This window comes from Cupriavidus sp. SK-3 (assembly GCF_000611145.1).
Taxonomy (GTDB): Bacteria; Pseudomonadota; Gammaproteobacteria; order Burkholderiales; family Burkholderiaceae; genus Cupriavidus.
In genome coordinates this window covers 186,144-192,143 of the sequence record NZ_JFJV02000102.1, presented here as the reverse complement: position 1 = coordinate 192,143, position 6,000 = coordinate 186,144, and the positions used below count along the sequence as shown (strand labels likewise).

Annotated in this window: 7 protein-coding genes; 6 read left to right on the top strand and 1 reads right to left on the bottom strand. The window is 68.9% G+C overall.

All coding sequences use genetic code 11. The features are described from left to right. On the bottom strand, positions 1 to 1,463 hold a 1,463-nt coding region (locus tag CF70_RS10925; RefSeq protein ID WP_063830452.1), incomplete at its 3' end, for a CoA transferase. Positions 1,464 to 1,676: 213 nt separating this feature from the next. Between CF70_RS10925 and CF70_RS10920 the strand changes: the two genes are divergently transcribed. The 6 genes from CF70_RS10920 to CF70_RS10895 all read left to right on the top strand — a co-directional run bounded on the left by CF70_RS10920 (position 1,677) and on the right by CF70_RS10895 (position 5,970). Then, positions 1,677 to 3,452, top strand: a complete 1,776-nt coding sequence (locus CF70_RS10920) for a glutamine--tRNA ligase/YqeY domain fusion protein (RefSeq protein ID WP_035864030.1) — start codon at positions 1,677 to 1,679, stop codon at positions 3,450 to 3,452. 4 nt (positions 3,453 to 3,456) lie between these two features. Then, positions 3,457 to 3,675, top strand: coding sequence for an RNA-binding S4 domain-containing protein (locus tag CF70_RS10915; RefSeq protein WP_035864028.1), 219 nt, complete (start codon positions 3,457 to 3,459; stop codon positions 3,673 to 3,675). 76 nt (positions 3,676 to 3,751) lie between these two features. Beyond that, positions 3,752 to 4,135, top strand: coding sequence for an MAPEG family protein (locus tag CF70_RS10910; protein WP_035864027.1), 384 nt, complete (start codon positions 3,752 to 3,754; stop codon positions 4,133 to 4,135). 20 nt (positions 4,136 to 4,155) lie between these two features. Continuing rightward, a complete protein-coding gene (locus CF70_RS10905; RefSeq protein WP_035864025.1) occupies positions 4,156 to 4,758 on the top strand; it encodes a YceI family protein in 603 nt (200 codons plus the stop codon). 149 nt (positions 4,759 to 4,907) lie between these two features. Continuing rightward, a complete protein-coding gene (locus tag CF70_RS10900) occupies positions 4,908 to 5,219 on the top strand; it encodes a hypothetical protein (protein ID WP_035864023.1) in 312 nt (103 codons plus the stop codon). Positions 5,220 to 5,265: 46 nt separating this feature from the next. After that, positions 5,266 to 5,970 (top strand): alpha/beta hydrolase, encoded by a 705-nt coding sequence (locus tag CF70_RS10895; protein ID WP_035864020.1) that lies wholly within the window; start codon positions 5,266 to 5,268, stop codon positions 5,968 to 5,970. Positions 5,971 to 6,000 lie beyond the last annotated feature (30 nt).

Below are 6,000 nucleotides of genomic sequence, written 5' to 3'. Positions count from 1 at the left end.
CCCCCCCCCCCCCCCCCCCCCCCCAGCCACTCCGGCGCATGCGTGCCCAGCGGCACTGAAGGCAGCGCCCAGTACGCGGGGGTCTCCGACAGGCGGCCCGCATGCGACACCACGCTCAGTTCGCCGAAGCCCGACGGCAATGTCACCATCAGGTCGGCCACATCCTCAAGCCGCTGGTCCGGCACCTGCAATCCCCCTTCCACCCGCCCCAGGCCACGCAGCCACTGGCCAACCTGCGCCAGCGATACCCGCACATGCCAGCTGCCGCCCTCGACGGCGCGCCGGTGCAGCGCAGCCATGGCGCCGAGCGCCATCAGGTAGCCGGCGGCATGATCCAGCACCTGGGCCGGCAGCGGACGCGGTTCGTCGCTGCCGGCTGCCTGCGCTTCCGCATGGTTGAAGCCGGTGGCGGTCTGCACCAGGGAATCAAAGCCGCGCTTGCCGGCCCACGGCCCGACGTGCCCGTAGGCGCTCAACGTCACATAGACAATGCCCGGCCGCGCCCGGGCTGCCGCCTCCGGCCCCACGCCCAGTTCGGCGAGGCCATGCGGCCGGTAGCCCTGGACCAGCACATCGGCGCCGTGCAACAGTTTGTGCAAGGCACGCTTGTCGTCGGCATCGCGCAGGTCTAGCTGGCAGGCGCGCTTGCCGCGCCCGGTGTCGATCACCAGCGGTTCGATGGCAGGCAGGTGGGCGGAGGTGACCAGCAGTACGTCCGCGCCATGCGCGGCCAGGGTACGCCCGGCCACCGGGCCGGCGATGATGCGCGTGAAATCGAGCGCGCGGACACCCGACAGCGGGCGCGCGCCGGCAGCGGGCAGCGCCGGCAGCGGCTCCGGGAGCGCCTCGCCGATCCGCTCCAGGGTAAACGGCGGCAGGCCGCGCAGCGCCTGCGCCTGCGGATGCTGGTCCCACTCCTCGAAGCTGCGCATGGCGGCCACCACCAGGCCGGCTTCGGAAGCGGCAGCCTCGAAGGCCTCGGCCTCCCACCGTTGCAGGGCGGCTTCCACGGCGGCCCGCTCATGGGCGCAGCCCAGGATGCGCAGCACGCCGTCGCGGTGATGCGGGAAGTTGGTATGCAGGCGCACCCAGCGCCCGTCGCCGCAGCGGTAGGCGCCGGCGATCTTGTTCCACATCTCCGCCGCCGGGCCGCCCTCCACGCGCAGGTAGCGCTCGCTGCGGAATTCGGCCAGGGCGTGGCGCATGTCGATGGCAACATCCTGCCAGCGTCCGCTGCGCTGTTGCCACAGCGTGGCGGCGGCGAGCGCCGCGGCGCCCAGGCTGGCCTGGGCGGCGGTGCCCACGGCAAAGGACGACGGCAGCACCGGGTCGGTGCCGGTGAGTTGCAGCCGGCCCAGGGCTGCGGCGGGCATCCCGGCGGCGTGCCAGAGTCCGGCCACGGCTTCGGCCGGGGTCGGGCGGGAGGCAGGGGCAAGGGTTGGAGTCGGGGTTGGATTCGGCATGGCGGCAATGCTCCAGGGGGCGGATGCGCTCCCTCCATCCTAGGCCGCGGCGGCTGTTTTTGCGCTGCCGCGCGGAGTTTGCACGACTCTGGCCGCCGGCACGGTAAAATCACCCGACCCGGCATTCCGCCATGCAATCGAGCAGCGCGGCGGGCTGCGCGCCAGACGCCGGCCGCCGCCCCGCCCCTGACTTAACCGCCCACCGGCGCCACCATGAGCAACGACCCCAAAGCCAACGACAACACGCCCGCCGCATCCAATTTCCTGCGCAGCATCATCGACCAGGACCTCACCGCCGGCACCTACGCCGGCCGCCAGGATGCCCAGGGCGAGCCGTTGCCCCCCGTCATCACCCGCTTCCCGCCGGAGCCCAACGGCTACCTGCATATCGGCCACGCCAAGAGCATCTGCGTGAACTTCGGCATGGCGCGCGACTACGGTGGCCGCTGCCACCTGCGCTTCGACGACACCAACCCGGTCAAGGAAGATACCGAATACGTCGACTCCATCATCGACGCGGTGCACTGGCTCGGTTTCAGCTGGGACAGCACCGCCAGGGACGGCAGCCAGCAGCCCCACCTGTATTACGCCAGCGACTACTTCGACCAGCTCTACGCCTTCGCCGAAAAGCTGATCGAGCGCGGCGTGGCCTACGTGGACAGCCAGAGCGCCGAGCAGATTGCCGCCAACCGCGGCGACTTCTCCCGCCCGGGCACGCCCTCGCCGTTCCGCGACCGCAGCGTCGAGGAAAACCTGCGGCTGTTCCGCGACATGCGCGACGACAAGTACGCCGACGGCGAGCACGTGCTGCGCGCCAAGATCGACATGAACGCGCCCAATATCGTGATGCGCGACCCGGTGATCTACCGGATCCGCCACGCGCATCACCACCGTACGGGCGACAAGTGGTGCATCTACCCGATGTACGACTTCACGCACTGCATCTCGGACGCGCTGGAGAACATCACGCACTCGCTGTGCACGCTGGAGTTCGAGAACAACCGCCCGCTGTACGACTGGGTGCTGGCCCAGCTGCGCGAATGCGGCGTGTTCAGCGAGCCGCTGCCGCACCAGTACGAATTCGCCCGCCTGAACCTGACCTACGCCATCACCAGCAAGCGCAAGCTGCTGCAACTGGTCGTTGAAAACCGCGTGGACGGCTGGGACGATCCGCGCATGCCCACCATCGTGGGCGTGCGCCGGCGCGGCTTTACGCCGGAATCGATCCAGTTGTTCTGCGATCGCATCGGCGTGGCCAAGTCCGATAGCTGGATCGACATGAGCACGCTGGAAGGCGCCGTGCGCGACGACCTCGATGCGCGCGCGGCGCGTGGCGCGGCGGTGCTGGACCCGCTCAAGCTGATCATCGACAACTACCCCGAAGGCCAGAGCGAAGACTGCTCGGCGCCCGTGCATCCCAAGAAGCCGGAGCTGGGCCTGCGCGTGTTCCCGCTGTCGCGCGAACTGTGGATCGAGCGCGACGATTTCAGCGAAGCGCCGCCCAAGGGCTACTTCCGCCTGTTCGCGCCCAAGGACGGCACCCCCGGCAGCAAGGTGCGCCTGCGCTACGGCTATGTGATCGAATGCACGGGCGTGGACCGCGACGCCGACGGCAAGGTGATCGCCGTGCACGCCAACTACCTGCCCGAGACCAAGAGCGGCACGCCGGGCGCGGACAGCGTCAAGGTCAAGGGCAATATCCACTGGGTCAGCGTGGCGCATGCCTATGAAACCGAGGTGCGGCTGTATGACCGTCTCTTCAACGACCCCAACCCGGATGCCGGCGGCAAGAACTTCCTCGACGCGCTGAACCCGGAATCCAAGAAGATCGTCACCGCCTACCTGGAACCCGGCCTGCAGCAAGCCGCCGCGGAAGACCGCTTCCAGTTCGAGCGCCAGGGCTACTTCGTGGCCGACCGGGTCGATTCGACGCCGGGCAAGCCGGTCTTCAACCGCATCGTCGGCCTGCGCGACAGCTGGGGGAAGTAAACCCATGCAAACCGTAACCTTCCCGCTCGAGGGCGAGCATATCGCCCTGAACGACCTGCTCAAGGTGGCCGGCGTGTGCAACAGCGGCGGCGCCGGCAAGGCGCTGGTGGCGGCCGGCGAAGTGTCGGTCGACGGCGCGGTGGAATCGCGCAAGACCGCCAAGATCCGCGCCGGCCAGGTGGTCAGCGTGGCTGGCGTGAAGATCCGGGTAGTGGCGGCCTGACCGCCCCGGCCGCCGGCATGCCCGGCGGCCGGCCAGCCGGCCATCGGGCGCGTGCCTCCAAGCAAAGGAAATGACAATGCCGATCGCATTCTGGTGTGTGCTGGTGGCAGGCATCCTGCCCGTGATGACGGTTGGCATCGCCAAGGCGAGCGGAAACGCCTACGACAACCACGATCCGCGCGGCTGGCTGGAAAAACAGGCCGGACGCGCCCGGCGCGCCGACATGGCGCATCGCAACCATTTCGAAGCCTTCCCCTTATTCGCCGCCGCGGTGCTGTGCGCCACCCACCTGCAGGCGCCAGCCGCGCGCATCGACGAGCTCGCGCTGGTCTTTATCGCCGCGCGTATCCTGTACACGGTGTGCTACCTGGCCGATCGCGCCACCTTGCGCACGCTGTGCTGGACCATCGGCTTCCTGTCCGTGATTGGCATCTTCCTGCTGCCGGTGTTCGTGCACTGAAAACACCGGGGAGAGCAATCATGCGCTACCTGACTGCCGTCCTTCGCACGCTCTGCCTGCTGGCGCCGGCCCTGCCCGGCACGGCGCGGGCCGAGCCGGCCAGCTACGCGGTGGACCCGACCCATACCGCGGTGTACTTCGCCGCCAGCCATTTCGAGCGAACCTCGGTACGCGGGCGCTTCGGCAAGATCGATGGCCGCATCAGCTATGACGAAACCAGCGGCAGCGGCGCTGTCGATTTTACGGTCGACGCCGACTCCGTCGATTCCGGCAACCGCACGCTGGACGGCATCCTGCGCTCGGCCCAGTTCCTCGATGCGCAGAACTTCCCGGTGGTCCGGCTGCGCGCCAACCGCTTCGTGCAGGACGGCGGCCGGCTGGTGGCCGTGGAGGGCGAGCTGAGCCTGCACGGCGTCACGCAACCGCTGCGGCTGGAAGCCGAGCGCTTCAGCTGTGGCGACATCTCGCTGTTTGGCATCAAGCGCCACGTTTGCGGCGGCGACTTCCGCGCGGTACTGTCGCGCAGCGCCTTTGGCATGACGCGCTTCCTGCCCGACGTGAGCGATAGCGTGGTCCTGACGATTTCGGTGGAAGCCATGCCGGCCGCGCCGGCATCCAAGTGACAGCGACATCACAGTTAGTTTTCGCAGCACCGCCTGATGTCGGGCCGGAGACGCCTGAAGAGCCGGTTTCTTCTGTAAAATCAGCGGTTTGCATTTTTCCGGCGGGGCCATTTTTCCCGGTTTCCGCCTGAACGGGAAACCCGAAAACAATGGTCACGATTCAAGTTGGGGATGTGGTGGCGGCGTCGTTGGCGGCTGCGGGCGCCTGCCTGATCTGCAGCATCCCGATGGCGTTCCTGCGCCGCTTTCCGGCCTGGGCGCTGCGCACCTATGGCCGCCGCGCGCTACTGGTGCCGTTGCTGATCCTGCCGGTGGGAAGCTGGCTGGCGGGGCTGGCGCTGTCGGGGCAGATCGACAGTCCGGCAGGACACGCCATGGTGGTGGCAACCGCCTTTCTCTGCCTGAACCTGGCCTCGGCGCTGCTGCGCTACTACCTGAGCGATTACCGAAAGTCCCGCTAAAGCGAGCGGCGTCCATGACGGCGCCAATGTTCGCGCCAGGCCATCCATGAGCACGCCCCAGCGCTTTGACATCGAAACCGGCCCCGAGACACTGGCCGCCGACCGCATCGACGCCGGCAACGGCGCGAACTGCCTGCTGCTGCACGGCGCCGGCACCAGCCACCGCGCGCGCTGGCTGGCGTTGCGGCAAGCGCTCGCCGCCCAAGGCGTGGGCAGCATCGCCATCGATTTTTCCGGCCACGGCGAAAGCTCGGCGCGCACGCCCAACTCGCTGGCCAAGCGCCAGCGCGAAGCCGAGGCGGCGCTGGCCCACCTGGATGGCGCTGGTCCCCGCGCCTTGATCGGCATCAGCATGAGCGGCGAAATCGCCGTGCGGCTGGCCGCCGAACCGCGCAACCGGATCGACCGGCTGCTGACACTGGTGGGCGCCGCCTACGACCCCGCCGCTTTCGAACTGCCCTTCGGCCCGGCCTTTACCGCCGTGTTGCGCACGCCCGGCAGCTGGCGTGCCTCGCTCGCCTTTAAACGGATCGCGCAATTCCGCGGCCGCCTGACCCTGGTACGCGGCGCCGAAGACAAGGTCATCCCCGCGGGCATTGCCGACACGCTTGCCGCCCGTGCCGGCCTGGCCGAACGGGTGGAAGTGATCGACCTGCCCGGCACCGGCCACTTGCTGGGCGAAGCCTGGCAAAACCAGCCCGGCTTCGCCGCCAGGCTGAGCGCGATCGCGCTGGGCGCCGTGGGCGCCTGAGCCCATTCCAGGCGGCATGGCACGGACCCG